The organism is Streptomyces sp. NBC_01351 (assembly GCF_036237315.1).
Classification (GTDB): domain Bacteria; phylum Actinomycetota; class Actinomycetes; order Streptomycetales; family Streptomycetaceae; genus Streptomyces.
This window is the reverse complement of the sequence record NZ_CP108356.1, coordinates 1,586,700-1,611,989: the sequence shown is the minus strand read 5'-3', so window position 1 is coordinate 1,611,989 and position 25,290 is coordinate 1,586,700. Positions and strand designations below refer to the sequence as shown.

Sequence of the window (25,290 nt, the reverse complement as noted above, 5' to 3'; positions counted from 1 at the left end):
GCTCGCTCTCGGGTCGGGAAGTCGATGCCCTCATGCTCTTGTTCGGGCACCCCGACCCGCCCGCCTGCCTACAGGTGTCCCCTTACGGGGGCCAGCCCCACTTACGGCGTGCGGATCAGGCGACGGGTGGCGGCCGCCGCCACCGCCGAGGTGCGGGAGTCGACGCCGAGCTTGGCGTAGATGTGCACCAGGTGGGACTTGACCGTGGCCTGGCTCAGGAACAGCTTCTTCGAGATCTGCTGGTTCGACAGCCCGTCCGCGACCAGCTGCAGCACCTCCAGCTCCCGCTTCGTCAGCGCCTCCGCCGGCGTCCGCATCCGGTCCATCAGCCGCAGCGCCACCGCCGGGGCCAGCGCCGACTGGCCGGCCGCGGCCGTGCGGACGGCGGCCGCCAGCTCCTCCGGCGGGGCGTCCTTGAGCAGGTAGCCCGAGGCGCCCGCCTCCACCGCCGCCAGGATGTCCGCGTCCGTGTCGTAGGTGGTCAGCACCAGCACCCGCGGGGCGCCCGGGCGGGCCGTGATCAGGGCCGTCGCCTCCGAGCCGTGCATGCCGGGCCCGAACTGGAGGTCCATCAGGACCACGTCGACCCCCTCGGCGGCCGCCAGCTCCACGGCCAGTTCCACCGCCCGCTCGGCCGTCGCTGCCTCGGCGACCACCTCGAAGTCCGGTTCGGTGTCCAGGACCGCGCGCAGCCCGGCCCGGACCACCGGGTGGTCGTCGGCGAGCAGCAGCCGGATCGTCATCAGGACGCCTCCAGGGACAGGGGCAGGGGCAGGGTGACGGCCACGGCGGTGCCCTGGCCCGGATCGGACTCGACGGTGAACAGCCCGCCCAGGGTCTCGGCGCGCGAGCGCATCGCGGGCAGCCCGAAGCCGCCGTCGCCGGAAGCGGATCCGGCCGCGGCCGAGGAAAGGTCGAAGCCCTGCCCGTCGTCGACGATGTCCAGGGTGACGGAGGCGTCCATGAAGGTCAGCGTGATCTCGGCGCGGCCGGCCCGCGCGTGGCGCACCACATTGGCCAGCGCCGACTGTGCGATCCGCAGCAGGGCCACCTCGTACGGGGTCGGCAGCTCGCGCGGGCTGCCGCTCAGCGAGAACCGCACCCGCGGCCCCGGCACCCCCGCGCACAGCCGTTCCAGCGCGGCGGCGAGCGACCCGTGCTCCAGGTCCGGCGGGGTGAGGGCCCGTACGAAGCGACGCGCCTCGGCGAGGTTCTCCTGCGCTGCCTCCCGAGCCCGGGCGATGTGGGCCAGCGCCGCCGATCGCCCTCCGGAAGCCTCGGCGTGGCCCGCCGGAGCAGGGCGCGCACTCCCCGCCGGACCCTCGGAGAGCGCCCGCTCCGCGGCCCGCAGCAGCAGCTGGATGGAGGACAGGCCCTGGGCGAGGGTGTCGTGGATCTCCCGGGCCAGGCGCTCCCGCTCGGCCAGGATCCCCGCGCTCCGCTCGGCCGCCGCCAGCTCGGCCCGGGTCGAGATGAGCTCCTCGATCAGCTCGCGGCGCCGCTCGCTCTCCCGGTACAGCGCCTGGTAGCCCAGTACGGTCGCCACCGCAACGGCCCCGCCCAGCAGTGGCCCCAGGAAGGCCCCGGGGGTCACCGCGCTGCTGTGTGCGAGGAACCCGGCGATGGCCGCGCAGGCCGTCACCGCGACGGCCGCGACACCCCAGCGCAGCCGCAGCAGGTGCAGCTCCAGGAAGTACAGCGGGAACGCGATCCACAGCCCGTCGGGGGAGACCACGAGCAGCGCCACCCACGCGGCGCCCAGCGCGGCCAGCCACAGCGCCCCGGCGCGCGGCGAGCTGTGCACCGAGGGGGCGAGTACCCCGGCCGCGTACACGGCGGCCAGCAGCGCGCAGGCGGCGACCACCCAGCCGGCCCGGGGCGCGGAGTCGGCGAGGGCCCGCCCGGCGGCCAGCGCGAGCAGCCCGAGGAGCAGCGCGTGCAGGCACAGCCGCAGCACTCGGGAGACGGGGGTGAGGGGGCGGGACGCGGGGGGATTCAGAACAGCCATGTCCCGACCAGCGTAGGTGGGGCCCGGGCGCGCCCGGTCAACCAAAGGATTGATGTCTCGGTCCGTCCTTCGACACGAGGATCGCTACCGTGGCGCGATGCCTTGTGTCCACGCGGAACACCAAGGTGGGGGACATGTTCGTCGCATGGAGAGATCTACGGTTCGCCAAGGGCCGCTTCGCCCTCATGGGCTCGGTCGTCTTGCTGATCACGCTGCTGGTCGGCCTGCTGTCCGGGCTCACCTCCGGCCTGGCCCGGGAGAACATCTCGGCCATCACCGGCCTGCCCGCCACGCACCTGGCCTTCGCCGCACCGTCCGGGGACCAGAAGGTGTCCTTCACCAACTCCCAGGTGCCCGAAAGCGGCTGGCAGACCTGGCGCAAAGCCCCCGGGGTGGGCTCCGCGGACCCGCTCGGAATCCGTACGACCAACGCCACCGCGGGTGAGCGCACCGCGGCCGTCTCCGTCTTCGGCGTGGAGGCGGCGGGCAGGCTCGCGCCGCGCGGGGCCGGCCTCACCCAGGGGCAGGTGGTCCTCACCGAGAAGGCCGCCAAGGAGCTCGGCGGCCTCGCCGCGGGCGGCAAGCTCAAGATCGGCCCGCTCGAACTGACCGTGGCCTCCGTCTCCGGCACCGCCGCCTACAGCCACACGCCCGTCGTGTGGATGGACCTGAACGACTGGCAGCGCGTCGGGAACCCCGGCACCTCCATCGACACCCTGGCCACCGTCGTCGCCGTGAACGCGAACGGGAACGCGGACCTCGCCGCCGCGGACGAGGCGGCCGGCACCAAGGTCCAGACCGTGGACGAGGCGCTGAGCGCCATCGGCTCCTACACGTCCGAGAACGGCTCGCTCCAGCTGATGCGCGGCTTCCTCTTCGCGATCTCCGCCCTCGTCATAGGGGCCTTCTTCACGGTGTGGACGATCCAGCGCAGCGGGGACATCGCGGTCCTCAAGGCACTGGGTGCTTCCACCCCCTACCTGCTCAAGGACGCCCTCGGGCAGGCCGTGGTCATGCTCGCCATCGGCACCGGGCTGGGCACCGCGCTCGCCGCCGGCTTCGGCGCGCTGATCAGCGGCGGGGACGTGCCCTTCGTCCTCGACGCCGCCACCGTGCTCGTCCCCGCCGGGATCATGATCGTGCTCGGTGCGCTGGGCGCCGCCCTGTCCATCCGGCGGATCACCGCCGTAGACCCGCTGACCGCCCTCGGGAGCGCCCGATGACCCTGCTCGTCCATGACGTCACGCTCACCTACCCGGACGGCGACGGCAGGCTCATCGCCCTCGACGCGGTCGGCCTGGAGGTGCCCGCGGGCACCCTGACCGCGGTGATCGGACCCTCCGGCTCCGGCAAGTCCAGCCTGCTCGCCGTCGCCGCCACCCTCGTCACCCCGGACTCCGGCCGGGTCGTCGTCGCGGGTACGGAGGTCAGCGGGCTCGGCGCCGCCGAGAAGGCGGCCCTGCGCCGGGAGAAGATCGGCATCGTCTTCCAGCAGCCGAACCTGCTGGCCTCGCTCACCGCCGCCGAACAGCTCCAGGTCATGGCACACCTCTCCGGCCGCCCCTCCCGCGCACTGCGCCGCCGGGCGCTGGAGCTGCTGGAGGCGGTGGGCCTGGCCGACAAGGCCGACAAGCGCCCCCACCAGCTCTCCGGCGGCCAGCGCCAGCGGATCAACATCGCCCGCGCCCTGATGAACGAGCCCGACGTGCTGCTGGTCGACGAACCGACCAGCGCCCTGGACCACGAGCGCGGAGCGGCCGTCCTGGACCTGCTGGTCACCCTGACCCGGGAGCGCTCCACGGCCACCGTGCTGGTCACGCACGACCACGCCCACCTGGAGCGGATGGACCGCACGGCGACCATGACGGACGGCCGCCTGACGCAGGAGGCGGAGCCGGTGCGGGCCTTCTGAGCGCAGGTACGCGAGGGCCCGGGCGCCGGCGCGCGTACGCGAAGGCCCCGGCGCCCCCTCGAAGCGAGGGTGCGCCGGGGCCTTCGTACGTACGGGACCGACCGTTACGCCGGGTTCTGGTTGGCCAGCGCCACCGAGAGCTCGGCGGCCACGCCCTGCAGGATCGGCACGAACGACTCGGCCACGGCCTCCGTGACGCGGCCCGCGGGGCCCGAGATGGAGATCGCCGCGGCGGTCGGCGAGTTCGGGACGGAGACCGCGAGGCAGCGGACTCCTATCTCCTGCTCGTTGTCGTCGACCGCGTAGCCCACCTTGCGGACCTGCTCCAGCGCCTCCAGGAAGCCCTCGGGCGTGGTGATGGTCTTCTCGGTCGCGGCCGGCATGCCGGTGCGCGAGAGCAGGGCCCGGACCTCGTCGGCGGGGGTGTAGGCGAGGAGCGCCTTGCCCACGCCGGTGGAGTGCGGCAGCACCCGGCGGCCGACCTCGGTGAACATGCGCATGGAGTGCTTGGACGGAACCTGGGCGACGTAGACGATCTCGTCCCCGTCGAGCAGGGCCATGTTGGCCGTCTCGCCGGTCTCCTCGACAAGGCGGGCCAGGTAGGGGCGGGCCCAGGTGCCCAGCAGACGCGACGCGGACTCGCCGAGGCGGATCAGGCGCGGCCCGAGGGAGTAACGGCGGTTGGGCTGCTGGCGGACATAACCGCACGCCACGAGGGTGCGCATGAGACGGTGGATCGTAGGCAGCGGCAGACCGCTGGCGGCGGAGAGCTCGCTGAGGCCGACTTCGCCCCCTGCGTCGGCCATGCGTTCGAGCAGATCGAAGGCGCGCTCAAGGGACTGGACGCCACCGCTGGCGGCGGTGGGCTTGGCGGAAGCGTCGGTGGTGCTGGCGCTGGACGTCGGCACGGCGCGGTCCTTTCGGTGCTGGCAGGCAAGGAAGCAGCCTACCGGTCGGTCGGCGTCGGCCCTAGAGGCAGGGGCGATGCCGTCCCCGCCGGTCAGAGGCGGTATGTCCGGGGGCGGACGTCCTCGCGAAGTTACCCGTCCGGCCCCCGGTGGTGGTAGCTACATTCTGTATAGCGAAATCTTAATTCCATCCTGTGGAAACATCCAATTGCGGTGCCGGTGTGTCAGTGGTCCGTCCGGGCGCTCTTGACTGGTCACCCATCGCCGTGAAGACTCCGTCAACAGAACGTTGAATTTCGCTCTGTGGAAGTAGATGGGGAGGTTCCGGTGGCCGACGTGGCTGTGGAACTGGTACTGCGCTCGACGCGCGTCATCACCCCCGAGGGGACGCGCGCCGCTTCGGTGGCCGTCGCCGGCGGGAAGATCACGGCCGTCCTGGCCCACGACGCCGAGGTACCGGCCGGAGCCCGGCTGGAGGACTTCGGCGACGACGTCCTGCTCCCCGGCCTGGTCGACACCCACGTCCACGTGAACGACCCGGGCCGCACCGAGTGGGAAGGCTTCTGGACGGCCACCCGCGCCGCCGCGGCCGGTGGCATCACCACGATCCTCGACATGCCGCTGAACTCCCTGCCGCCCACCACCACGACCGACAACCTGCGCGTCAAGCAGGAGGTCGCCCGTACCAAGGCGCACGTGGACATCGGCTTCTGGGGCGGCGCCCTGCCGGACAACGTCAAGGACCTGCGCCCGCTGCACGACGCCGGCGTCTTCGGCTTCAAGTGCTTCCTGTCGCCCTCCGGCGTGGACGAGTTCCCCGAGCTCGACCAGGAGCAGCTGGCCGCCTCCCTCGCGGAGATCACCGGCTTCGGCGGCCTGATGATCGTGCACGCCGAGGACCCGCACCACCTGGAGTCCGCGCCGAACAACCCGGGCCCCAAGTACGCCGACTTCCTGGCCTCCCGCCCCAAGGACGCCGAGAACACCGCGATCCAGAACCTGATCGACCAGGCCAAGCGCATCGGCGCCCGCGTGCACGTCCTGCACCTGTCGTCCTCCGACGCGCTGCCCCTGATCTCCGCCGCCAAGGCCGAGGGCGTCAAGATCACGGTCGAGTCCTGCCCGCACTTCCTCACCCTCACGGCCGAGGAAGTCCCGGACGGCGCAACCGAGTTCAAGTGCTGCCCGCCCATCCGTGAGGCCGCCAACCAGGACCTCCTGTGGGACGCGCTCGCCGACGGCACCATCGACTGCATCGTCTCCGACCACTCGCCCTCCACCGCGGACCTGAAGACCGGCGACTTCGCCACCGCGTGGGGCGGCATCTCCTCCCTCCAGCTGGGCCTCCCGGCGATCTGGACCGAGGCGCGCAGGCGCGGCCGCAGCATCGAGGACGTCGTCCGCTGGATGTCCGCCGCCCCGGCCGCCCTCGCCGGTCTGGCGCAGAAGGGCGCGATCGAGGTCGGCCGCGACGCCGACTTCGCCGTCCTGGCCCCTGAAGAAACGTTCACTGTGGATCCGGCCGAACTCCACCACCGCAACCAGGTGACGGCGTACGCGGGCAAGACCCTGCACGGCGTCGTCAAGTCCACCTGGCTGCGCGGCACGCAGATCGCCGACCACGGCACCCCGACCGAGCCCACGGGCCTCCTCCTCGAAAGGCAGAACTGACAGTGGCAATTCCCTCCTTCACCGGTAACGCGAACCCGTACGGAGGCGGCGACCCGTACGCGGACTACCGCACCGCGGACTTCCCGTTCACCCAGTACGCGAACCTCGCCGCCCGTGAGCTGGGCGCCGGTGTCATCGCTGCCAACGACGAGTTCTTCGCCCAGCGCGAGAACCTGCTCATCGCCGAGGCCGGCCACTTCGACCCGGAGCACTTCGGGCACAAGGGCAAGATCATGGACGGCTGGGAGACCCGCCGCCGCCGCGGCGTCTCCGCCACCCAGCCGTGGCCGACCACCGAGGACCACGACTGGGCGCTCGTCCGCCTGGGCGCCCCCGGTGTGGTCCGCGGCATCGTCGTCGACACCGCCCACTTCCGCGGCAACATGCCGCAGGCCGTCTCCATCGAGGGCACCAACTGGCAGGGCGCCCTCGCGCCGACGCCGGAGGAGCTCCTCGGCGAGGACGTCAAGTGGACGACCCTCGTCGAGCGCACCCCGGTCGGCGGCCACGCGGCCAACGGCTTCGAGGTGAACGTCGAGCAGCGCTTCACGCACCTGCGCGTCAACCAGCACCCGGACGGCGGCATCGCCCGCCTGCGCGTGTACGGCGAGGTCTTCCAGGACCCGAAGTGGCTCGCCACGCTGGGCACCTTCGACGTCGCCGCGCTGGAGAACGGCGGCTCGGTCCAGGACGCGTCCAACCGCTTCTACTCCCCGCCGACCAACACCATCAACCCGGGCCGCTCCCGCAAGATGGACGACGGCTGGGAGACCGCCCGTCGCCGTGACAACGGCAACGACTGGATCCGCTACCAGCTCGTCGCCGAGTCCGAGATCCGCGCCGTCGAGATCGACACCGCGTACCTCAAGGGCAACTCCGCGGGCTGGGCCTCCCTCTCCGTGAAGACGGGCGAGGAGGGCGAGTGGACCGAGTTCCTGCCGCGCACCCGCCTGCAGCCCGACACCAACCACCGCTTCGTGCTGGACGCCCCGGCGGTCGGCACGCACGTCCGGATCGACATCTTCCCGGACGGCGGCTTCTCCCGCCTGCGCCTGTACGGCTCGCTGACGGAGAACGGCACGGCCGCGCACGCCGCCCGCCACCAGGAGCTGGGCGGCTGACGCCACCCTGATCCAGCCCCGGGGGCCGACACCCCCGGGGCGTGCACGACCCGGAGGGGCGCACCGCTCGGCGGTGCGCCCCTCCGGCGTATTTCCGTACAACTCCCGTCGCGGTGAGGCAGGGTGGGCTCCGGAACCCCTGCGGCCCGAACTCCGGGCCCGCACCGGAAAACGGGAGAGCACGCACATGACCGAGACCCCCGAGACCCCCGAGGCGCCGCGCGACCTCGAGACCCGCCGCAAGGACACCCTGGCCCGGTTCGAGGCCGACAACGACGTGTGGGTCTCCACGGCGGACGCCGACGGGGTCCCCTGCCTCGTCCCGCTCTCCTTCCTCTGGAACGGCGAGACCTTCCTGCTGTCGACCAGCCGGACCGCGCCCACCGGCCGCAATCTGGCCGCGAACGGCCGGGTCCGCCTCGCCTTCGGCGCCACCCGCGACGTGGTCCTCGTCGAGGGCACCGCGACCTCGCTGTCGGTGACGGACCTCGCCCCCGGCGAACAGGAAGCCTTCGCGGCACACACCGGCTTCGACCCCGGCGGCTTCGCCGTCCCGTACCCCTACTTCCGGATCGCGCCGGTGTGGATCCAGGCCTGGCGCGAGGTGAACGAGATCGCGGGCCGCGACCTGATGAAGGCGGGCCGGTGGCTGCCCTGACGGTCTTGCGCGGCGGAGGCCGCGCGGCGGAGGCCTATGCGGCGTGGCCGCCGTCCACGGCGAACTCGGCGCCCGTGACGTACGCGGCCTCCGGTCCGGCCAGGAACGACACCACGGCCGCCACCTCCGGCGCGGCGGCGAACCGCCCGAGGGCGGTCATCTCCGCCTGCGGCCCGGCGTAGGGGCCGTCCGCCGGGTTCATGTCGGTGTCCACCGGCCCGGGGTGCACGACGTTCGCGGTGATCCCGCGCCCGCCCAGCTCCCGGGCCAGTGCCTTGGTCAGGCCGATCATCGCCGACTTGCTCATCGCGTACAGGGTTCCGCCCGGGCCGGGGACCCGCTGGGCCATGCAGCTCCCGATGTTGACGATCCGCCCGCCGGGGCCCATCCGCCCGGCCGCGGCCTGCGCCGCCAGGAAGCTCGCGCGCACGTTGACCGCCAATACCCGGTCCACGTCGGCGAGTTCCAGTCCATCGAGCGGCCCGATCACCCCCACGCCGGCGTTGTTCACGAGTGCGTCGAGCCGCCCGAACCGCTGCAGGGTCCGCTCCACCGCCAGGGCGGCGGCCGCCGGATCCGCGGCATCGGCCCGTACGGCGATGGCGTGCCGGCCGAGCGCCTCGACCTTCCCGACGACGGCGGCCGCCGCGTCTTCGCCGTTGACATAGGTGATCGCCACGTCGAACCCGTCCTCGGCGAGCCGTAGCGCGATCGCCGCCCCGATTCCGCGGCTTCCGCCGGTCACCAGGGCCACCGTGTTCTCGTCCATGCCCTTTTCCTCCCTCACTCAACGCAATTGGTTGCGGTTTCAATGAAATCGCTCGGAGGTCCGGAGGGCTGGCGGGAATCCGACCTGGCGTTTCGCGGCGCGCACCCGGCGGGCGGAGTCCATGGCGGGAGCCGTCAACAGCGCCAGCATCAGGCAGACGCCGAGCCAGCCGCCGTGCCGGTGGACCTGCAGACCGAGCCAGGACCCGGCGCTGCCGCCCAGGTAGGCGCAGGTCATGTAGGCGGTGTTGAGCGCGCTGCGGGAGTCGCCGCGCAGGGCGTAGAAGCGGGCCTGGTTGGCGATCATGCCGCACTGCATGGCGGTGTCGAGCAGCAGCGTGCCGAGGACGAGCGCGACGAGCCCCGCGGTGCCGCCGCGGGCGCCGACGGCGAGGACGGCGGCGGCCGCGAGCGTGGCGAGGAAGCAGGCCAGGTTGACCGGGTCGGGGCCGAGGCGGTCCACGATCCGGCCGGCCAACGGGGTGCACGCCATGGTGATCACCCCGGTGAGCGCCACCAGCCCGAGGGCCTGCGGGCCGAAACCGTAGAGCGGACCGGTGAGGAGCAGTGCCAGGCAGGTCCAGACGGCGGAGAACCCGCCGAAGAGGGCCGCCTGATAGCAGGCGGAGCGCCGCAGCTCGGGCTCGGCGCGGAGCAGGCGCAGCGGCCGGATGGGCAGGGTGCGGAGGGGCACCCGGGGGCCGGACCCGGACCCGGACCCGGACCCGGGTCCGATGGCGGTCAAGGTCGGCAGGGCGCGGGCCAGCACCACCGCGAGGCCCAGCACCACGACCCCGGCCACCAGGTAGGGCGCCCGCCACCCGAACCGCTCGCCGACCGCACCGCTGAAGGTGCGGGCCAGCAGCATGCCGCCGATGGAGCCGCTGAGCAGGGTGCCCATCACCACACCGCGCCGCCCCTCGGCGACCAGGCCCACCGTCATCGGGCCGATCAGCTGGGCGGAGGTGGTGGTCACGCCGACGAGGGCGCTGGCGACGACGAGTTGGGACAGGCTGCGGGCCAGGGAGGCGGCGAGCAGCGCCGCGCCGCTCGCCGCGAGCAGGGTGACGAGGAGCCGGCGGTAGGGGAACCGGTCGCCGAGCGGGACCAGCAGGAAGATGCCGGCGGTGTAGCCGATCTGCGTGGCGGTGACCACCAGGGCGGCCTTGTCGGGCGAGGTCCCCAGCCCGGCGGCGACCAGCGGGCTGACGGCCTGCGGGAAGTAGATGTTGCCGACGGCGATCGCGCAGGTCAGCGCGAGGAGCGCGATCATCCGCCGATCGAGCCCGGCCGACGCGGCCGACGCGGCGGGGGCCGTGGGTGCGGCGGGTGCCGGGGGTGCGGCGGGGCCGGGCGTGCGTGCGGGGTCGGCGGCTGCCGCCGCGTCTGCCGGAGCCGCCTGAGCCGCGAGCGTTGCCGCAACCGGGGGTGCCGCGGGGGCTGCCGGGCCGGTGGGGGCCGCCGGGGCTGCGAGTGTCGCCACGGCCGCCGGGGGCGTATGTGCCGTCTGTGCTTCCAGGGCTGCCGGAGCTGCGAGGGCTGCCTGTGCTTCTGGGGCCGTCTGCGCCGGCCGCACCTCCAGGGCCGCCTGTGCTGCTGTCGCCGGTGCTTCCGGTGCTTGCGGTGCTGCCTGAGCTGCCGGGGCTGCTACGGCTGCCCGTGCTTCCGGGGCCGCCTGTGCAGCCTGCGCCGCTAGGGACGCCCGTGCTTCCGGGGCCGCCTGTGCCGGCCGCACCTCCAGGGCCGCCTGTGCTGCTGTCGCCCGTGTCGCCCGTGTCGCCCGTGTCGCCTGTGCTGCCGGGGCTCCGGGGGCTGCCTGCGTTGCCCGTGTCGCCCGTGTCGCCTGTGCTGCCGGGGCTCCGGGGGCTGCCTGCGTTGCCCGTGTTGCCGGGGTCGCGGGGGCTGTCTGCGTCGCCTGCTCTGCCCGTGCCGCCGGGGCTGCCTGCGCCTCAGAGGTCGCCCGTGCCGCCGGGGCCGTCTGCCCCGCCTGACCCGCCGGGGTCCGCTGGTCGCCGCCATGGCGATGGTGGCGGCGCGGGGTGCGGGTGGCCGCTGCGACTGTTCGGTCTGTCATGCCCGGAAGTTCAGCCCACCCGGCAGCGCCCGCCAATGGATGTAGCCTCGGGCTTAATGATCAGCTTCGGGCTCGACGCCGACGACCTCGCCGACACCCGCTTCGCGCTGTCCCCGCTCCAGGACACCGTGCTGAGCCTGCGCGTCCTGCGCGAGCCGGGGCTGTCCGTGCTCCACACCCCCTGGCGCCGGTCGGTCGTACAACGCATCGGCGGCACGCTCGACACGGCGCTCCTCACCGCGCTCGTCGCGCAACACCGCACGCTGCCGGACTTCCTGACCCCCCGCCCCGAGCGGTTCTCCGCCACCTTCGTCGAGGAACTGGCCGTCGTACGCCGCACCCCGGCAGCCATCGTCCGCCGGGACCTCATCGACGCGCACGACCCCGACCCCCTTCCCGCGCCCCTGCTCGCGGCGATCGCGGACGAGGGCGCCGTCATCGCCCTGCGCGACACCATCTGCGAGTTGCTGCACCACTACTGGACGCTCGCGATCCAGCCGTCCTGGCCGGCGATGCGGCTCGTCCTCGAAGCCGACATGACCTACCGGGCCCGGCAGCTGGCCGTCGGCGGCGCACGGCGGCTGTTCGCCGACATGCATCCCAACCTGCGCTGGGAAGGCGGGATCCTGCGCATCGACAACGTCTTCGGCGACTTCCACATCCCGGCGGCCGGCCGCGGACTGCTCCTGGTCCCCTCCGTCTTCGCCCACAAGCCCGCCCCGCCCGTGACCGCCGACCAACCCCCGGCCCTGGCCTACCCCAGCAGGGGCGTGGCCACCCTGTGGTCCACCCCGCGCCCTCCCGACGCCACCGGGCTCACCAAACTCCTGGGCGCCCCCAAGGCCACCCTCCTCGCGCTCCTGGAGGCCCCGCTCCCCACCGTCGAGATCGCCCGCCGGCTTCAGGTCACCCCCAGCGCCGTCTCCCAGCACTTGGCGGTCCTCCACACCACGGGCCTGGTCACCCGCGCCCGCGACGGCCGTCACGTCCTCTACCGCCGCACCCCTCTCGGTGACCGGCTCCTCCACCCGTGAACCGGGTGAACCGGCTCAGTCCCGCCGTCAGTACGCTGACGCGATGACGCCAACCGCCCTCCTGTCCAGAGCCCTGAGCGGCAGTGCCGAACCCTCCCTGCTCCCGCTGCCGGACGAGGTGGCAGAGCTCCTGGAGGTCCTGGGGGCACCGCCGCGGCTCGCCGCGCACCTGCGAGCGGTCCACGATGTCGCGCACCAGCTGGTCGACTGGGTGGAACGCTGCCACCCCGCTGCCGCCTTCGACCGCGAAGCGGTGCTGTTCGGGGCGGCGACGCACGACGTGGGGAAGACCGTCCACGTGTCCGAGCTCTCCGGACCCGGGTCGGCGCACGAGGAGGCCGGGCGGGACCTGTTGCTCGGCCACGGCTTCAGCCCGGAACGGGCCCGCTTCGCCGCCAACCACGCGTCATGGTCGGATCCCGGAGTCGGTCTGGAGGACCTGCTCGTGAGCCTGGCCGACAAGATCTGGAAGGACAAGCGCGTCCCCGAGCTGGAGGACCTCGTCGTGGCCCGCCTGGCGGAGGCGAGCGGCCGGGCGGCCTGGGAGGAGTTCCTCGCGCTCGACGAACTCCTCGCCAGCATCGGTGACCAGGCCGACCGGCGCCTCGCGTTCCAGGCATCGTTCCCGATCCTGGGCTGAGGGCCGGAGGCCTGCGCGCGGTGTCGTTCGGGCGTCGTTCAGGCGGTGTCGTCCGGGTCGTCGGCGTACGGCGGGATGGTCCAGCGCAGGACCGTTTCGCCCGCGCGGGCTTCGAGCGTGGCCGGGTACACCTGGCCGTAGGGGCGTTCGCCGCGGTGGCGCATCGAGTGGTCCCCGGGATCCCAGCCGAGGCCGAGCACGGGGCATCCGCCGACGTCGATGCGGCCCGCGAGCAGGGGGTGCCCCCAGCCCGCCCGGTGGAAGCGGTGGAAGTCGGTGTGGGCTTCGACGGAGACCATCAGGCCGCTGCCCCCCATCCCCAGCACGAGGGCCCCGGACGGGGCGGTGACGGTTCCGAGGCCGACGTGGGTTTCGGTCATCCGGCGATTGAACGGGCCGGCAGTCCGAAGGATCAAGGCGTGCGAGTGCCCTCCCCGCGTGGCGGCCCGATGAGAAACCGGCGGAGCGGGAGTCTGAATCGGTATAGGCCGGTGCAGGTGCCCGGCGACCGAGCAAGGAGCGCAGAGCCATGGGCAAGCTGACCCTCACCACCTTCCTGAGCCTCGACGGAGTCATGCAGGCCCCCGGAGGGCCCGAGGAGGACCGCAGCGGCGGGTTCGAGTACGGCGGCTGGGTCGTGCCGTACGCCGACGAGGGGATGGGGGAGTTCGTCACCGAGGTCTTCGAACGGGCCGGGGCGTTCCTGCTCGGGCGGCGGACCTACGAGATCTTCGCGAGCTACTGGCCGGACCACGACGACCCGGCCGACCCCGTGCCGGCGAAGCTGAACCGGCTGCCGAAGTACGTGGCCTCGACCACCCTCAAGGAGCCGGCCTGGGGCCCGGCCACCGTGATCGACGGGGAGCAGCTGCAGAGCGAGATCGTCCGCGTCAAGGACGCGCTGGAGGGGGAGCTGCAGGTGCACGGGAGCGGGCAGCTCGCGCAGTGGCTGCTGGCCCGGGATCTGGTGGACGAGCTGAACCTGCTGGTCTTCCCGGTGTTTCTGGGAGGCGGGCGGAGGCTGTTCCCGACGGGCGGGCTGGCGACCGCCTTCGAGCTGACGGGCTCCCGGACCACCTCCAGTGGGATCGCCGTCCACACCTACCGGACGAACGGGCGGGCCACCTTCGGCACGTTCATGGACTGAGGACGTCGGCCGGGCAGGACCGGCGGGCACCGGCCCGCCCCGCAGGTCCCCGCTAGCGGGGATCCAACGCGACCTGTACGACGCGCCCCTCGCGCAGGACCAGCAGGTCCGGGGACTCGTGCTCGTAGTGGCGGATCCGGCCGACCGGGCCCGGTCGGCGGATGTACGGGGCGAGGAGCAGGAGGAGGTCTTCGAGGTCGGGGAGCTCCTCCTCGTGGACCTCCTGGCGGGCCGTCAGGGCCCAGCCCGGGCGGGTGGCAGGGGCGAACTCGCCCACGAGCATGCCCCCGATCCGCGCGGCCGGGCCCCGGGAGGCGAGGATTCCGCCGGGCGCCATCCGGTGCCGGAGCTCCGCGAGCACGGCGTCCGGGGTCGCTTCGACCAGGTCGAACGCCAGGTCCAGGGCGTAGAGGTCAGCCATGTTCGCGATGTTACGGGGCCGGTCTGACAGGGACGGAAATCGGTCGACCGGCATGATCGCTTCCGGTACGGTGACCCCGCACCCGTCAGGAGCCGCCGAAGTCTCCCAGCCCGTCAGAACCATTGGAGACTTCCCTTGACCGCGATCGCACCCGTCCTCGAAACCCCCCGCAGAGCCTGGCTCGCGGATCTGCCCGTCCTGGCCGTCGCCGTCGTGTGGGGCGGCAGTTATCTGGCCGCCAAGGGCATCACCACCGCCCACACCGTCATCGCCGTGCTCGTCCTGCGGTTCGCGCTCGTGCTGCCCGTGCTGGTCGTCGCCGGGTGGGCCAGGCTGCGGGCACTGAGCCCCGCGCAGCTGCGCGGCGCCGGGGGACTGGGCCTCGTACTCGGCGGGATCTTCCTCCTGGAGACCTACGGGGTCGTCCACACCTCCGCCACCAACGCCGGGCTCATCATCAGCCTGACCATGATCTTCACGCCGCTGGCCGAGGCCGCGGTGAAGCGGCGGGTGCCGTCCGTCGGGTTCCTCGGGGCCGCCGGCGTCTCCGTCGCCGGGGTCGTCCTGCTGACGCAGGGCGCCGGGTTCACCGCGCCCAGCCTCGGCGACCTGCTGATCCTCGGCGCCGCCTTCGCCCGGACCCTGCACGTCCTGCTCATGGCCCGCGTCAAGGCCGTCCAGGACGCCGACTCGTTGTCCCTGACCACCGTGCAGCTCGGCGGCGCCGTCCTCGTGTTCGCCGTACTGGCCGCCGTGCCGGGGACGGGGGAGAGCCCCTGGGCCGTCGCCCTGGACTTCGGGGTGGCCGAGTGGGCCGGGCTCGCCTTCCTCTCCGTCTTCTGCACCCTCTTCGCCTTCTTCGTGCAGATGTGGGCCGTACGCCGGACCTCGCCCTCCCGCGTCAGCCTGCTCCTCGGCACCGAACCCCTCTGGGCGGCCGCCGCCGGCATCGCCATCGGCGGCGAGCACCTCGCCCCGCTCGGCTTCGCGGGCGCGGCCCTCGTCCTCGCCGGCACCGCCTGGGGCCGCCGCGCCGCCACCGGCTGAGGCTCCGCCACCCGCCGGGCGAGTGTCCGGAAAACGCCGCATCAAGGGGCGAACGGCCGCCGTACTGTGGGCCAATGCCAGTAGTGGACATCAGCGCGAACGCCGCCGACTTCAACGCCGACCCCCACGCGTTCTACACGCGATTACGGGAGACCGGACCGGTCCACCGGATCGCAGCCCCGGCCGGCGAGTACGAGCCCACCTGGATCGTCGTCGGCCACGAAGAGGCCCGCCAGGCCCTGAACCACCCGGGCCTGGTGAAGGACTGGCGCAGTTCCGGCCGTTTCCCGGACGCCTTGGCCGCGGCCACCAACGCGAACATGCTGGAGTCCGACCCGCCCCGCCACACCCGGCTGCGCCGGCTGGTCGCCCGTGAGTTCACCGCCCGCCGGGTCGAGGCCATGCGACCCCGGGTCCAGCAGATCACCGACGAACTCCTCGACGCGATGGCCGCCCGGCCGGAGCGCGGCGCCGACCTGGTCAAGGCCCTCGCCTTCCCGCTGCCGATGACCGTGATCTGCGAGCTGCTCGGCGTCCCCGACCTGGACCGCTACCGCTTCAGCGCCTGGTCCCGCGAGATCGTCGCGCCGAGCACCGGCAGCCCCGACGGCAGTGTGCACAGGCAGCTGAGCGGCTACCTCGCGGAGCTCGTCGAGGCCAAGGCCAAGGACCCCGGCGAGGACCTGCTCAGCGCCCTGATCCGGACCCGCGAGGAGGACGGGGACGCCCTGTCCCCCGACGAGGTGATCGGGATGGCCTTCCTGCTGCTCGTCGCGGGCCACGAGACCACCGTGAACCTGATCGGCAACGGCGTGCGCGCCCTCCTCGCCCACCCCGACCAGCTGGCCGACCTGCGCGCGGACTGCGACGGGCTCCTCGACGACGCCATCGAGGAGATGCTCCGCTACGAGGGCCCCGTCCAGAACGCCACCTACCGCTACGCCCGGGAGGACGTGGACCTCGGCGCCGCCGTCATCCCGGCCGGGGCCACCGTCCTCGTCTCGCTGGCCTCCGCCGACCGCGATCCGGCGAAGTACGCGGACCCCGACACCTTCAACATCCGGCGCGCCCCGCAGGGGCACCTGGCCTTCGGGCACGGCCTGCACTTCTGCATCGGCGCCCCGCTGGCCCGGATGGAGGGCCGCATCGCGCTCCGGGGCCTGCTGGAGCGCTTCCCGGAGCTGGAGGAGGACCCCGCCGGCGGACCCCCGCTCTGGCAGCGGGGCAGTCTGATGCGGGGCGTGACCCGGCTCCCCGTGCGCTGGTAGGCGTACCGGATGCCCATCCCCGCCCTCACCCGCTCACAGGTCCGGGAGCTCCTCCAGCCGGACCCGGCGCCGCTCCCGCCGCGAGAGCTCGCACGCCTCCGCCACCCGCAGCGCGGCGAGCGCCTCCGGGCCGTCGCACGGATTGGCGCCGTCGCCCCGCACCAGGTGCACGAAGGCCGCCAGCTCGGCCTCGTACGCGGGGGCGAACCGCTCCAGGAAGCCCGTCCACGGCTTGCTCGCCGGGGGCGGACCGTGCGGTTCCGTCGAGGCGATCGGCGTACGGTCGTCCAGCCCGGCCGAGACCTGGTCCAGCTCCCCGGCCAGCTCCATCCGTACGTCGTACCCGGCACCGTTGCACCGGGCCCCGGTCGAGGTGACGAGCGTCCCGTCGTCCAGGGTGAGGACGGCCGCCGCCGTGTCGATGTCGCCGGTCTCCCGGAACCGCGGCGGCCCCGCGTCCGACCCGGCCGCGTACACCTCGACCACCTCGTGCCCGGTCACCCAGCGCACCATGTCGAAGTCGTGCACGAGGCAGTCCCGGTACAGCCCGCCCGAGGTCGCCAGGTACTCGGCGGTCGGCGGAGCCGGATCGGCCGTCATCGTCCGTACGGTGTGGAGCCGGCCCAGCGCGCCCGAACGCACCAGCTCACGCGCCGTGCGGTAGCCGGCGTCGAAGCGGCGCATGAAGCCCACCTGGAGCACCCCGCCCGCGGCCCTCACCTCGCGCAGCGCCGCCAGGGTCCGCTCCAGGTCCGGGGCCAGCGGCTTCTCGCAGAACACCGGCAGCCCGCCGCGCACCGCCCGTACGACCAGGTCCGCGTGCGCGTCGGTCGCCGAGGCCACCACCACCGCGTCCACGCCCCAGGTGAAGACCTGCTCCACGGAGGGCGCGGCGGTGGCCCCGAGCCGGTCGGCGAGGCGCGCCGCCCGCGCGGGATCGGCGTCCGCGAGCAGGAGCGAGCCCGCCTCCGGGTGGCGGGCCAGTGCCGCCGCGTGGAAGGAGCCGATCCGGCCCGTTCCGATGAGCCCGATGCGCATGCACTCAACCTGACCCCGTACGGAGGACCTGTCAATCTGCCCGGGCATGCCCCGATGGGCCCGCATGGTCCACTGTGGCGGATACTGAGCGGCTGGAACCGGAATGACCGATTGATGACGGACGAGACGGACGAGGGAAGGGCGCGGCGACGTGGCTAGGGTTGGGACAGGGGTACGCGTCGTCGGCGCCGTGCTCGCGGCGGTACTGGGAGCCTCGCTCGCGGGCTGCAGCAGTACGGGCGGCAAGCGGGCCGAGGAGCGGGCGAAGGCCGAGGCGCAGGGCCGGCCCGCCGTGTCCACCCCGCGCTGGACCTTCGCGATGGTCACCCACGCGGGCGACGGCGACACCTTCTGGGACATCGTCCAGAAGGGCGCCAAGGAGGCCGCGGCGAAGGACAACATCAACTTCGTCTACGCCCACGACGACCAGGCCCAGCAGCAGGCACAGTTCGTGCAGAACGCGATCGACCAGAAGGTCGACGGGATCATCGTCAGCCTCGCCAAGCCCGAGGCCCTCAAGGACGTCATCGCCAAGGCCGTCAAGGCCGGCATCCCGGTGATCACCGTCAACTCCGGATCCGAACAGTCCGCCGCGTACGGCGCCCTGACCCACATCGGCCAGGACGAGCAGATCGCGGGCGAGGCGGTCGGCACCGAGCTGTCCGAGCGGGGCCGCAAGAAGGCGGTCTGCGTCCTGCACGAGCAGGGCAACGTGGGCCACGAGCAGCGCTGCGCCGGGGCCAAGAAGACCTTCGGCGGAGTGATGGAGAACCTGTACGTCGAGGGCACCAACATGCCCTCCGTGCAGGCCGCCCTCCAGGCCAAGCTCCAGGCCGACCCCTCCATCGACGCGATCCTGACCCTCGGCGCGCCCTTCGCCCCCACGGCGGTCAAGGCGAAGGAAGCGGCCGGCAGCAAGGCCGAGGTGGACACCTTCGACCTCAACGAGTCCGTCGCCCGCGACCTGAAGTCCGGCGCCCTCGGCTTCGCCGTCGACCAGCAGCCCTACCTCCAGGGCTACGAGGCCGTCGACCTGCTCTGGCTCTACCGCTACAACGCGGACGTACTGGGCGGCGGTCGCCCGGTCCTCACCGGACCGCAGATCGTCACCGGCGCCGAGGCCGCCGAGCTGGAGGACTTCATCAAGCGGGGCAGGCGATGAGCGCCACGGCCACCGCGGACGAACGGCTCGCGCCGACCTCGCTCGTCCGCAGGCTGCTGGGCCGCCCCGAGCTCGGCGCGGTCGTCGGCGCCGCAGCCGTCTTCGTCTTCTTCTCCTTCGCCGCCGACAGCTTCCTGCAGGCCTCCAGCCTGAGCACGATCCTGTACTCGGCCTCCACCATCGGGATCATGGCCGTGCCCGTGGCCATGCTGATGATCGGCGGCGAGTTCGACCTCTCCGCCGGTGTCATGGTCACCACATCGGCGCTGCTGAGCTCGATGTTCAGCTACCAGATGACCGCCAACGTCTGGGTCGGCGTCATGGTGTCGCTGCTGGTCACGCTGGCCGTCGGCTTCTTCAACGGTTTCATGCTGACCCGCACCAAGCTGCCCAGCTTCATCATCACGCTCGGCACCTTCCTGATGCTGACCGGCCTGAACCTCGGCTTCACCAAGCTGATCAGCGGCTCGGTCTCCACCAAGACCATCGCCGACATGGAGGGCTTCCCCTCCGCCCACGCCCTCTTCGCCTCGCAGTGGACCATCGGCTCGGTCACCCTCAAGGTGACCATCCTGTGGTGGCTGGCCCTGGTCGCCGTGGCCACCTGGATCCTGCTGCGCACCCGAGCCGGGAACTGGATCTTCGCCGTGGGCGGCGGGGCGGACGCGGCCCGCGCGGTCGGCGTCCCGGTCGTGAAGACCCGTATCGGGCTCTACATGGGCGTGGCCCTGTGCGCCTGGATCTCCGGCCAGCACATCCTCTTCTCGTTCGACGTGGTCCAGTCGGGCGAGGGCGTCGGCAACGAGTTCCTGTACATCATCGCGGCCGTCATCGGCGGCTGTCTGATGACCGGAGGCTACGGCTCCGCCATCGGCTCGGCCGTCGGCGCCTTCATCTTCGGCATGACCAGCAACGGCATCGTCTACGCCCAGTGGAACCCTGACTGGTTCAAATTCTTCCTCGGCGCGATGCTCCTGCTCGCGACGCTGCTCAACGCATGGGTCCGCAAGCGGGCGGAGGCGAAGTGACCATCACAGTGTCCGATGCGAGGGGCGCGACCACCCTGGTGAAGCTGACCGACGTCAGCAAGTACTACGGAAACATCCGCGCCCTCCAAGGGGTCTCCCTGGAGGTCTCGGCGGGCGAGATCACCTGCGTGCTGGGCGACAACGGCGCCGGCAAGTCCACCCTCATCAAGATCATCGCGGGGCTGTACCGGCACGACTCCGGAACCTTCGAGATCGAGGGGGAGGAGACCGTACTCGCCAACCCGCGCGCCGCCCTCGACCTGGGCATCGCGACCGTCTACCAGGACCTCGCCGTGGTCCCCCTCATGCCGGTCTGGCGGAACTTCTTCCTCGGCTCCGAGCCCACCAAGGGCCGCGGCCCCTTCCGCCGCCTCGACGTGGAGTTCATGCGCGAGACCACCCGCGCCGAGCTGCTGCGCATGGGCATCGACCTGCGCGACGTCGACCAGCCCATCGGCACCCTGTCCGGCGGCGAGCGGCAGTGCGTGGCCATCGCCCGGGCCGTCTACTTCGGCGCGAAGGTCCTCGTACTCGACGAGCCCACCGCGGCCCTCGGCGTCAAGCAGTCCGGAGTGGTCCTCAAGTACGTCGCCGCGGCCCGCGACGCCGGCCTCGGCGTGGTCCTGATCACCCACAACCCGCACCACGCCCACCTGGTCGGGGACCGCTTCGTCCTCCTCAAGCGCGGCACCATGGCGGGCAGCCACACCCGCGACTCGATCACCCTCGACGAGCTCACCCGGCAGATGGCGGGCGGCTCCGAGCTCGACGAACTGAGCCACGAACTGGCGCGAGTGGCAGAATCAGGGCCAGACGACGGATCCGGTTCCACTTCCTCCTCCTCCGACAGGGACGACACGACTCGATGAGCACGTACCGGGACTTCACGCTCTCCCACCGGGGGGCGGCGCGAGGCACCGTCCTGCGGACCATCGGGACCCGTGAGCGCCGGTCGCACCTGACCGCCCCGCGCGTCCCGACCGTCGGCATCGACATCGGCGGCACCAAGGTGATGGCCGGCGTCGTCGACGCCGACGGGGTCATCCTGGAGAAGATCCGCACAGAGACGCCCGACAAGTCCAAGAGCCCCAAGGTCGTCGAGGACACCATCGTCGAACTGGTCCTGGACCTCTCCGACCGGCACGACGTGCACGCGGTGGGCATCGGCGCGGCCGGCTGGGTCGACGCGGACCGGTCCCGGGTGCTGTTCGCCCCGCACCTGGCCTGGCGCGACGAGCCGCTGCGCGACGCCCTCCAGTCCCGGCTCGTGGTCCCCGTCATGGTCGACAACGACGCCAACACCGCCGCCTGGGCGGAATGGCGCTTCGGCGCCGGGCGCGGCGAGGACCACCTCGTCATGATCACGCTCGGCACCGGAATCGGCGGGGCCATCCTCGAAGGCGGCCAGGTCAAGCGCGGCCGCTACGGGGTGGCCGGCGAATTCGGCCACATGCAGGTCGTCCCCGGCGGGCACCGCTGCCCCTGCGGCAACCGCGGCTGCTGGGAGCAGTACAGCTCCGGGAACGCCCTGGTCCGCGAGGCCCGCGAGCTCGCCGCCGCCGACTCCCCGGTCGCCCACAACATCATCGCCAGGGTCGGCGGCAACGTCGCGGAGATCACCGGGCCGCTCATCACCGAGCTGGCCCGCGAGGGCGACGCCATGTGCGTCGAACTGCTCCAGGACATCGGCCAGTGGCTCGGCGTCGGCATCGCCAACCTCGCGGCCGCCCTCGACCCCGCCTGCTTCGTCATCGGCGGCGGCGTCAGCGCCGCCGACGACCTGCTCATCGGCCCCGCCCGGGACGCCTTCCGCCGCCACCTCACCGGCCGCGGCTACCGCCCCGAGGCCCGCATCGCCAAGGCCCAGCTCGGCCCCGAAGCCGGTATGGTCGGAGCCGCCGACCTCGCCCGACTCGTCGCCCGCCGCTTCCGCCGTGCCACCCGCCGCCGTGTAGAGCGCTACGAACGGTACGAGCGCTACGCGCAGCAGCTCGGCCGGCGCGAAGCCCCCGGCCCCGAGGCCCCTGGCCCCGAGACCCCCAGCCCCCAGACCCCCGGCCCCACGAACATGGACCCGCAGTGACCCCGCCCACCCTGCCCCGCCAGGCCCCTTCCCCCGACGGGGACGCCACCCCGCGCCCGGCCGAGGACCGCAAGCACGTCGTCAGGCGCCGCTGGATCACCGCGATCATCATCGTGCTGCTGATCGGCGTCCCCGCGGGCTACCTGGCGATCTCCACGCAGCAGAGCCGTGAGAGCGGCCGCGACAAGGCCGCCAGGGTCGGCGCCTCCAAGGTGCGGCCGGGCTGGCCGTCCCGGGTGCAGCGCAGCATCTACGAGGTGCCCGTACCGCCGAAGGCCTGGAAGGTCGGTTTCCTGGAGACCAACAACTGGCGCACCAGCCGGCTCTTCACCCAGTTCGCGGTCACCCCGGCCGACCTGGACGCCTTCCTCGCCTCCGTCGGGACCAGCCGGGAGGCGCTGACCCGGGGCGAGGTCTCCATCTCCGAACACGACTCCGAGGTCGCGGGCTGGAGCTGGAGCCCGGACTCCGACTGGTACGGGATCAGCCTGGACCAGGAGAAGCCGCGCCCCAGCCGTGACATCACGGTCGACCTGACGGACCCGGAAACCCCCAAGGTCTACGTGGTGTCCACCACGGTTCCGTAGCCTGGGATCATGAAGCTCACCAAGCGGCTGCACTCCTGCGTCCAGCTGGAGAAGGACGGGCGCGTGCTCGTCATCGACCCGGGCGCCTTCAGCGAAACCGATGCCGGCCTCGGGGCGGACGCCCTGCTGGTCACGCACGAGCACCCCGACCACTTCGACGAGGGCCGGCTGCGGGCGGCCCTCGACGGGAATCCGGCCGCCGAGCTGTGGACCCTGCGCAGCGTCGCGGACAAGATCGCCCCCGGCTACCCGGGCCGGGTGCACACCGTGGGCCACGGGGACGCCTTCACCGCCGCCGGGTTCGAGGTCCAGGTGCACGGCGAACTGCACGCCGTGATCCACCCCGACCTGCCCCGGGTCACCAATGTCGGCTACCTGGTGGAGGGGTCCCTCTTCCACCCCGGGGACGCGCTGACCGTGCCCGACGCCCCCGTCGACACCCTGATGCTCCCGGTGCACGCCCCCTGGAACAAGGCCGCCGAGGTGATCGACTACCTCCGCGAGGTCAAGCCGCGCCGGGCCATCGACGTCCACGACGCCTACCTCGCCGACCTCGCCCGGCCGATCTACGACCACCTCCTGAACACGCTGGGCGGCACGGACCACGGGCGACTCACCGCCGGGGACACCACCGAACTGTGACTGTCGGTGCCGGGCGGTAGGTTGGGACGCATGCGTATCGCCACGTTCAACGTCAACTCCATCACCGCCCGGCTGCCGCGCCTCCTCGCCTGGCTGGAGAGCTCAGGCACGGATGTCCTGTGCATCCAGGAGACCAAGTGCTCCGCGGAGCAGTTCCCGTACGACGCGCTGCGCGAGCTGGGCTACGAGGCGGCCGTCAACGCCACCGGCAGGTGGAACGGCGTGGCCCTGCTCTCCCGGGTCGGCCTGGAGGACGTGGTCACCGGCCTGCCCGGCGGGCCCGACTACGAGGGTGTCGAGGAGCCGCGCGCCATCTCCGCCACCTGCGGCGGGGTCCGCGTCTGGTCGGTCTACGTGCCGAACGGCCGCGAGGTCGAGCACGACCACTACGGCTACAAGCTGGACTGGTTCCGCGCACTGTCCGTCGCCGTCGCCGAAGACGCGGCCGGCGCCCGTCCCTTCGCGGTGCTCGGCGACTTCAACGTGGCACCGACCGACGAGGACGTCTACGACCCGGCCGTCTTCGCGGGCCTGACCCACGTGACCCCCGCCGAGCGGGCCGCCCTGGAGGCGCTGCGCACGGCCGGGCTGTCCGACGTGCTGCCGCGCCCTCTCAAGTACGACCGGCCGTACACGTACTGGGACTACCGTCAGCTCGCCTTCCCCAAGAACAGGGGCATGCGCATCGACCTGGTGTACGGGAACGCGCCCTTCGCCAAGGCCGTCAAGGACGCCTACGTGGATCGCGAGGAGCGCAAGGGCAAGGGCGCCTCCGACCACGCCCCGGTGGTCGTGGACCTGGAGCTTTAGAACCGTACGGCTGGAACCAGGCGCGCCCTGTGGCCAGCGTCGGGTCCTGGTGCGACGCTGGGCGGTATGAACATCCCCTTCCTGGACAACTGGCTGAACAGGCACGAAACGGAACAGGGCGCGGGACTCGCCGCCGCCTTCGCCGACGACCCCGAGGGCGTCGCCGAGTTGTTCTCGGAGTGTGAGATGTTGCGCGTCCAGGCGCGGGCGGCCGGGCTCGAACTCGACGAGACCGTGGCCTCGTTGGAAGCCCTCGACCAGCTGATGCCCCGCTGGCGGCGGGATCCGGAGGCCGTGCCGTGGCTCGGCAACGACGCCGGCTTCTACCTCGGCACGGTGATCATCCGAACCGTCCCGGGGGCCGGCTGGGAGGTCTGGCCGAGCGGCCAGCCGGTGATCCGGCTGGCCTCCGGCCGGGAGCTGAACGTGATCGAGTCGGGGGTGTCCTGGGCGATGACCGGATCCCCCGAGCTCAGCCAGGCCTACGCCGAGGCCTCGGAGGGGTGACGAGCATGACCGTCGATCCGCTGATCGAGCTGCGCGGCGTCAACAAGCACTTCGGAGACCTGCACGTGCTCCGGGACATCGACCTCACCGTCGGGCGCGGCGAGGTGGTGGTGATCATCGGCCCCTCCGGTTCCGGGAAGTCGACCCTCTGCCGGGCGATCAACCGGCTGGAGACCATCGAATCGGGCTCGATCACCCTCGACGGGCAACCGCTGCCCGAGGAGGGCAAGGACCTGGCCCAGCTGCGCGCCGAGGTGGGGATGGTCTTCCAGTCCTTCAACCTCTTCGCGCACAAGACCGTGCTCGCCAACGTCTCGCTGGCCCAGGTGAAGGTCCGCGGACGCAAGAGGGAAGAGGCCGACAAGCGCTCCCGGGAGCTCCTGGACCGTGTCGGCCTCGCCGACCAGGCCCCGAAGTTCCCCGCGCAGCTCTCCGGCGGCCAGCAGCAGCGCGTGGCCATCGCCCGCGCCCTCGCCATGAACCCCAAGGCCCTGCTCTTCGACGAGCCCACCTCCGCCCTCGACCCGGAGATGATCAACGAGGTGCTGGAGGTGATGCGGCAGCTCGCCAGGGAGGGGATGACCATGGTCGTGGTCACCCACGAGATGGGTTTCGCCCGGTCCGCCGCCAACCGCGTCGTCTTCATGGCCGACGGGCAGATCGTGGAGGACCGCACTCCGGAGCAGTTCTTCACCGCCCCGGAGAGCGACCGGGCCAAGGACTTCCTCTCGAAGATCCTCAAGCACTGAGCCGGGG

At 72.4% G+C, this 25,290-nt stretch carries 27 protein-coding genes; 19 read left to right on the top strand and 8 right to left on the bottom strand.

All coding sequences use genetic code 11. The features are described from left to right. Positions 1-101: 101 nt before the first annotated feature. Together OG625_RS07490 and OG625_RS07485 are read right to left on the bottom strand one after the other, a co-directional pair. A complete protein-coding gene (locus OG625_RS07490) occupies positions 102-743 on the bottom strand; it encodes a response regulator transcription factor (RefSeq protein ID WP_329377565.1) in 642 nt (213 codons plus the stop codon). Continuing rightward, on the bottom strand, positions 743-2,008 hold the full coding sequence (locus tag OG625_RS07485; RefSeq protein ID WP_329377563.1) for a sensor histidine kinase: 1,266 nt from the start codon (positions 2,006-2,008) through the stop codon (positions 743-745). Before OG625_RS07485 ends, OG625_RS07490 begins: the two co-directional genes overlap by 1 nt. Positions 2,009-2,142: 134 nt before the next feature. Between OG625_RS07485 and OG625_RS07480 the strand changes: the two genes are divergently transcribed. Together OG625_RS07480 and OG625_RS07475 are read left to right on the top strand one after the other, a co-directional pair. Further along, positions 2,143-3,231, top strand: a complete 1,089-nt coding sequence (locus tag OG625_RS07480) for an ABC transporter permease (RefSeq protein WP_329377562.1) — start codon at positions 2,143-2,145, stop codon at positions 3,229-3,231. After that, positions 3,228-3,920 (top strand): ABC transporter ATP-binding protein, encoded by a 693-nt coding sequence (locus OG625_RS07475; protein WP_329377560.1) that lies wholly within the window; start codon positions 3,228-3,230, stop codon positions 3,918-3,920. The genes OG625_RS07480 and OG625_RS07475 overlap by 4 nt, the downstream gene beginning before the upstream one ends. Before the next feature lie 104 nt (positions 3,921-4,024). On the opposite strand, the gene OG625_RS07470 is transcribed toward OG625_RS07475, so the two are convergent. Next, positions 4,025-4,828 (bottom strand): IclR family transcriptional regulator, encoded by an 804-nt coding sequence (locus OG625_RS07470; protein WP_329377558.1) that lies wholly within the window; start codon positions 4,826-4,828, stop codon positions 4,025-4,027. Between the two features lie 336 nt (positions 4,829-5,164). Between OG625_RS07470 and allB the strand changes: the two genes are divergently transcribed. The 3 genes from allB to OG625_RS07455 all read left to right on the top strand — a co-directional run bounded on the left by allB (position 5,165) and on the right by OG625_RS07455 (position 8,278). Next, entirely contained in the window at positions 5,165-6,499 is a 1,335-nt protein-coding gene (gene allB / locus OG625_RS07465; RefSeq protein ID WP_443067870.1) for an allantoinase AllB, read from the top strand. A 2-nt stretch (positions 6,500-6,501) separates the two neighbouring features. Beyond that, entirely contained in the window at positions 6,502-7,620 is a 1,119-nt protein-coding gene (gene alc / locus OG625_RS07460) for an allantoicase (RefSeq protein WP_329377554.1), read from the top strand. 187 nt (positions 7,621-7,807) lie between these two features. Next, positions 7,808-8,278 carry a pyridoxamine 5'-phosphate oxidase family protein gene (locus OG625_RS07455; RefSeq protein ID WP_329377552.1) on the top strand — a complete coding sequence of 157 codons (471 nt, stop codon included), beginning with the start codon at positions 7,808-7,810 and terminating at the stop codon, positions 8,276-8,278. A gap of 34 nt (positions 8,279-8,312) precedes the next feature. On the opposite strand, the gene OG625_RS07450 is transcribed toward OG625_RS07455, so the two are convergent. Both OG625_RS07450 and OG625_RS07445 read right to left on the bottom strand, forming a co-directional pair. Beyond that, a complete protein-coding gene (locus OG625_RS07450) occupies positions 8,313-9,047 on the bottom strand; it encodes an SDR family oxidoreductase (protein ID WP_329377550.1) in 735 nt (244 codons plus the stop codon). Positions 9,048-9,086: 39 nt separating this feature from the next. After that, on the bottom strand, positions 9,087-10,529 hold the full coding sequence (locus OG625_RS07445) for an MFS transporter (protein ID WP_443067680.1): 1,443 nt from the start codon (positions 10,527-10,529) through the stop codon (positions 9,087-9,089). 647 nt (positions 10,530-11,176) lie between these two features. On the opposite strand from OG625_RS07445, the gene OG625_RS07440 reads away from it, so the two are divergent. Then, a complete protein-coding gene (locus OG625_RS07440; protein ID WP_329377547.1) occupies positions 11,177-12,154 on the top strand; it encodes an ArsR/SmtB family transcription factor in 978 nt (325 codons plus the stop codon). A 43-nt stretch (positions 12,155-12,197) separates the two neighbouring features. Next, a complete protein-coding gene (locus OG625_RS07435; RefSeq protein WP_329377546.1) occupies positions 12,198-12,794 on the top strand; it encodes an HD domain-containing protein in 597 nt (198 codons plus the stop codon). A 38-nt stretch (positions 12,795-12,832) separates the two neighbouring features. On the opposite strand, the gene OG625_RS07430 is transcribed toward OG625_RS07435, so the two are convergent. Beyond that, a complete protein-coding gene (locus OG625_RS07430) occupies positions 12,833-13,174 on the bottom strand; it encodes a hypothetical protein (protein ID WP_329377544.1) in 342 nt (113 codons plus the stop codon). Between the two features lie 149 nt (positions 13,175-13,323). Between OG625_RS07430 and OG625_RS07425 the strand changes: the two genes are divergently transcribed. Continuing rightward, positions 13,324-13,941 (top strand): dihydrofolate reductase family protein, encoded by a 618-nt coding sequence (locus OG625_RS07425; protein WP_329377542.1) that lies wholly within the window; start codon positions 13,324-13,326, stop codon positions 13,939-13,941. A gap of 52 nt (positions 13,942-13,993) precedes the next feature. Here the strand turns inward: OG625_RS07425 and OG625_RS07420 are convergent, their stop codons facing one another. Continuing rightward, positions 13,994-14,362, bottom strand: a complete 369-nt coding sequence (locus OG625_RS07420) for a hypothetical protein (protein WP_329377540.1) — start codon at positions 14,360-14,362, stop codon at positions 13,994-13,996. A gap of 135 nt (positions 14,363-14,497) precedes the next feature. Here OG625_RS07420 and OG625_RS07415 point away from each other — a divergent pair, with 135 nt between their 5' ends. Next, complete coding sequence (locus OG625_RS07415) at positions 14,498-15,409, top strand: DMT family transporter (protein ID WP_329377537.1); 912 nt, start codon at positions 14,498-14,500, stop codon at positions 15,407-15,409. 74 nt (positions 15,410-15,483) lie between these two features. After that, positions 15,484-16,677, top strand: coding sequence for a cytochrome P450 family protein (locus OG625_RS07410; protein ID WP_329377535.1), 1,194 nt, complete (start codon positions 15,484-15,486; stop codon positions 16,675-16,677). A gap of 33 nt (positions 16,678-16,710) precedes the next feature. On the opposite strand, the gene OG625_RS07405 is transcribed toward OG625_RS07410, so the two are convergent. Next, a complete protein-coding gene (locus OG625_RS07405; protein ID WP_329377533.1) occupies positions 16,711-17,715 on the bottom strand; it encodes a Gfo/Idh/MocA family protein in 1,005 nt (334 codons plus the stop codon). 151 nt (positions 17,716-17,866) lie between these two features. Here OG625_RS07405 and OG625_RS07400 point away from each other — a divergent pair, with 151 nt between their 5' ends. The 9 genes from OG625_RS07400 to OG625_RS07360 all read left to right on the top strand — a co-directional run bounded on the left by OG625_RS07400 (position 17,867) and on the right by OG625_RS07360 (position 25,283). Then, positions 17,867-18,877 (top strand): sugar ABC transporter substrate-binding protein, encoded by a 1,011-nt coding sequence (locus tag OG625_RS07400; RefSeq protein ID WP_329377531.1) that lies wholly within the window; start codon positions 17,867-17,869, stop codon positions 18,875-18,877. After that, positions 18,874-19,905 (top strand): ABC transporter permease, encoded by a 1,032-nt coding sequence (locus OG625_RS07395; RefSeq protein ID WP_329377529.1) that lies wholly within the window; start codon positions 18,874-18,876, stop codon positions 19,903-19,905. The genes OG625_RS07400 and OG625_RS07395 overlap by 4 nt, the downstream gene beginning before the upstream one ends. Then, complete coding sequence (locus tag OG625_RS07390) at positions 19,875-20,774, top strand: ATP-binding cassette domain-containing protein (protein ID WP_329377527.1); 900 nt, start codon at positions 19,875-19,877, stop codon at positions 20,772-20,774. The genes OG625_RS07395 and OG625_RS07390 overlap by 31 nt, the downstream gene beginning before the upstream one ends. Further along, a complete protein-coding gene (locus OG625_RS07385) occupies positions 20,771-21,988 on the top strand; it encodes an ROK family glucokinase (protein ID WP_329377525.1) in 1,218 nt (405 codons plus the stop codon). The genes OG625_RS07390 and OG625_RS07385 overlap by 4 nt, the downstream gene beginning before the upstream one ends. Next, positions 21,985-22,575, top strand: coding sequence for a hypothetical protein (locus tag OG625_RS07380; protein WP_329377524.1), 591 nt, complete (start codon positions 21,985-21,987; stop codon positions 22,573-22,575). The genes OG625_RS07385 and OG625_RS07380 overlap by 4 nt, the downstream gene beginning before the upstream one ends. A 9-nt stretch (positions 22,576-22,584) precedes the next feature. Continuing rightward, positions 22,585-23,217: an MBL fold metallo-hydrolase gene (locus tag OG625_RS07375; RefSeq protein WP_329377522.1), complete on the top strand. Its 633-nt coding sequence runs from the start codon at positions 22,585-22,587 to the stop codon at positions 23,215-23,217. A gap of 30 nt (positions 23,218-23,247) precedes the next feature. After that, on the top strand, positions 23,248-24,027 hold the full coding sequence (locus OG625_RS07370) for an exodeoxyribonuclease III (protein ID WP_329377520.1): 780 nt from the start codon (positions 23,248-23,250) through the stop codon (positions 24,025-24,027). A 66-nt stretch (positions 24,028-24,093) separates the two neighbouring features. Next, entirely contained in the window at positions 24,094-24,534 is a 441-nt protein-coding gene (locus OG625_RS07365) for a DUF6278 family protein (RefSeq protein ID WP_329377518.1), read from the top strand. Positions 24,535-24,539: 5 nt separating this feature from the next. Then, positions 24,540-25,283, top strand: a complete 744-nt coding sequence (locus OG625_RS07360) for an amino acid ABC transporter ATP-binding protein (RefSeq protein ID WP_329377515.1) — start codon at positions 24,540-24,542, stop codon at positions 25,281-25,283. Positions 25,284-25,290 lie beyond the last annotated feature (7 nt).

Excerpts from the sequence above, each read along its gene's own strand:
- OG625_RS07395 (WP_329377529.1), top strand. The coding sequence starts at position 18,874 with ATGAGCGCCACGGCCACCGCGGACGAACGGCTCGCGCCGACCTCGCTC.
- OG625_RS07490 (WP_329377565.1), bottom strand. The coding sequence starts at position 743 with ATGACGATCCGGCTGCTGCTCGCCGACGACCACCCGGTGGTCCGGGCC.
- OG625_RS07485 (WP_329377563.1), bottom strand. The coding sequence starts at position 2,008 with ATGGCTGTTCTGAATCCCCCCGCGTCCCGCCCCCTCACCCCCGTCTCC.
- OG625_RS07365 (WP_329377518.1), top strand. The coding sequence starts at position 24,094 with ATGAACATCCCCTTCCTGGACAACTGGCTGAACAGGCACGAAACGGAA.
- OG625_RS07480 (WP_329377562.1), top strand. The coding sequence starts at position 2,143 with ATGTTCGTCGCATGGAGAGATCTACGGTTCGCCAAGGGCCGCTTCGCC.
- OG625_RS07425 (WP_329377542.1), top strand. The coding sequence starts at position 13,324 with ATGGGCAAGCTGACCCTCACCACCTTCCTGAGCCTCGACGGAGTCATG.
- OG625_RS07430 (WP_329377544.1), bottom strand. The coding sequence starts at position 13,174 with ATGACCGAAACCCACGTCGGCCTCGGAACCGTCACCGCCCCGTCCGGG.
- OG625_RS07440 (WP_329377547.1), top strand. The coding sequence starts at position 11,177 with ATGATCAGCTTCGGGCTCGACGCCGACGACCTCGCCGACACCCGCTTC.
- OG625_RS07390 (WP_329377527.1), top strand. The coding sequence starts at position 19,875 with ATGGGTCCGCAAGCGGGCGGAGGCGAAGTGACCATCACAGTGTCCGAT.
- OG625_RS07435 (WP_329377546.1), top strand. The coding sequence starts at position 12,198 with ATGACGCCAACCGCCCTCCTGTCCAGAGCCCTGAGCGGCAGTGCCGAA.
- OG625_RS07475 (WP_329377560.1), top strand. The coding sequence starts at position 3,228 with ATGACCCTGCTCGTCCATGACGTCACGCTCACCTACCCGGACGGCGAC.
- OG625_RS07375 (WP_329377522.1), top strand. The coding sequence starts at position 22,585 with ATGAAGCTCACCAAGCGGCTGCACTCCTGCGTCCAGCTGGAGAAGGAC.
- OG625_RS07370 (WP_329377520.1), top strand. The coding sequence starts at position 23,248 with ATGCGTATCGCCACGTTCAACGTCAACTCCATCACCGCCCGGCTGCCG.
- OG625_RS07420 (WP_329377540.1), bottom strand. The coding sequence starts at position 14,362 with ATGGCTGACCTCTACGCCCTGGACCTGGCGTTCGACCTGGTCGAAGCG.
- OG625_RS07455 (WP_329377552.1), top strand. The coding sequence starts at position 7,808 with ATGACCGAGACCCCCGAGACCCCCGAGGCGCCGCGCGACCTCGAGACC.
- OG625_RS07410 (WP_329377535.1), top strand. The coding sequence starts at position 15,484 with ATGCCAGTAGTGGACATCAGCGCGAACGCCGCCGACTTCAACGCCGAC.
- OG625_RS07450 (WP_329377550.1), bottom strand. The coding sequence starts at position 9,047 with ATGGACGAGAACACGGTGGCCCTGGTGACCGGCGGAAGCCGCGGAATC.
- OG625_RS07360 (WP_329377515.1), top strand. The coding sequence starts at position 24,540 with ATGACCGTCGATCCGCTGATCGAGCTGCGCGGCGTCAACAAGCACTTC.
- OG625_RS07405 (WP_329377533.1), bottom strand. The coding sequence starts at position 17,715 with ATGCGCATCGGGCTCATCGGAACGGGCCGGATCGGCTCCTTCCACGCG.
- OG625_RS07385 (WP_329377525.1), top strand. The coding sequence starts at position 20,771 with ATGAGCACGTACCGGGACTTCACGCTCTCCCACCGGGGGGCGGCGCGA.